This window comes from Shewanella sp. SP2S2-4 (genome assembly GCF_031932025.1).
Taxonomy (GTDB): Bacteria; Pseudomonadota; Gammaproteobacteria; order Enterobacterales; family Shewanellaceae; genus Shewanella; species Shewanella baltica.
The window spans coordinates 1-1119 of sequence record NZ_JAUOER010000052.1 but is presented as its reverse complement, the minus strand read 5'-3'; the positions used below and the strand labels follow the sequence as shown (position 1 = coordinate 1119).

The window sequence follows — 1119 nt, the reverse complement described above, 5'->3', positions numbered from 1 at the left end:
AGCCTAATCCATGTCCTTATTTGAACACTTGAAACTCATCGAAGACCCTCGCTCTCACATCAACCTAGATCATGATTTAGTTGATATTATTTTTCTTGTTTTAGCCGCAATCGCTTCAGGTTGTGATGGCTGGCAAGCTATTGAAGAATTCGGCCAAGAGAATCTATCTTGGCTGCGTCAACATCGAAATTTTGATAAAGGGATCCCAACTCGGCATTCCATTGCTCGGATCATTAAAGTGATCGATACCGAAATATTGGTTATGACACTCTTTAGTTGGGCAAATAGTTTAAGAGAAACCTCATCCAAGCCATTAATCGCTATTGACGGCAAAACCTTGCGGGGTGCTGTTAATCAACATGGTGCTAAAAATGCGCTACACCTCGTTTCGGCCTTTGATACCGAACAAGGAATTGTGCTGTATCAGCAAGATACACAGACCAAAGGTAACGAAATCGCAACGGTTCAAGCGCTGTTGCACATGTTAGACATTAAAGATGCTGTTGTAACCTTTGATGCACTTCACTGCCAGCGGGAAACGCTTCAACAAATCATCAAAGCTAAAGGCGACTATGTTGTTCAGGTAAAAGGCAACCAACCGCTACTGAGGCAGGCCATTGAGATGCAATTTCAACCTCACTGGGATAACGACGGCGTCGACATATTAAGTATCGAAGAGGATGACAAGGGGCATGGCCGTAAGGAGCGTCGCACAACGTTTCAAATTCCTGCAAAGCTGCCACAGGCGCTCGCGAAAAAGTGGCCATCAGCCAAGTCACTCATTGCAGTTGAACGTCAACGAACATGTAAAGGCATTGCAACCATAAATACGGATTATTACTTAAGTTCCTTACCTTTAGACGTCGAACTTGCAGCCAAAGCGGTGCGTCAGCATTGGCACATCGAGAACCAGCAACACTGGGTGCTTGACGTCACTTTTAGGGAAGACTGTTCAAGGATTGGTGACCGTGAAAACGCGAAGAAGATGGCGCTATTTCGTCGTATCGTGCTGAACCTTTTAGAGCAACATCCGCTAAAAGCCAGCAAACCAACCAAGATGAGAAAGGCTGCATGGAATGGCGATTTTAGGAGCGAGATTTTCTTTGGTTAAGAGATTTA

Annotated in this window: 1 protein-coding gene; it reads left to right on the top strand. The window is 44.8% G+C overall.

The annotated features are described in order from the left end of the window. Window positions 1–10 precede the first annotated feature (10 nt). Window positions 11–1111: an ISAs1-like element ISSba1 family transposase gene (locus Q4Q54_RS21610; RefSeq protein ID WP_311989528.1), complete on the top strand. Its 1101-nt coding sequence runs from the start codon at window positions 11–13 to the stop codon at window positions 1109–1111. Window positions 1112–1119 lie beyond the last annotated feature (8 nt).

What these genes read in the sequence shown, in the direction of transcription:
- Q4Q54_RS21610 (WP_311989528.1), top strand. Translation starts at nt 11, where the DNA reads ATGTCCTTATTTGAACACTTGAAACTCATCGAAGACCCTCGCTCTCAC.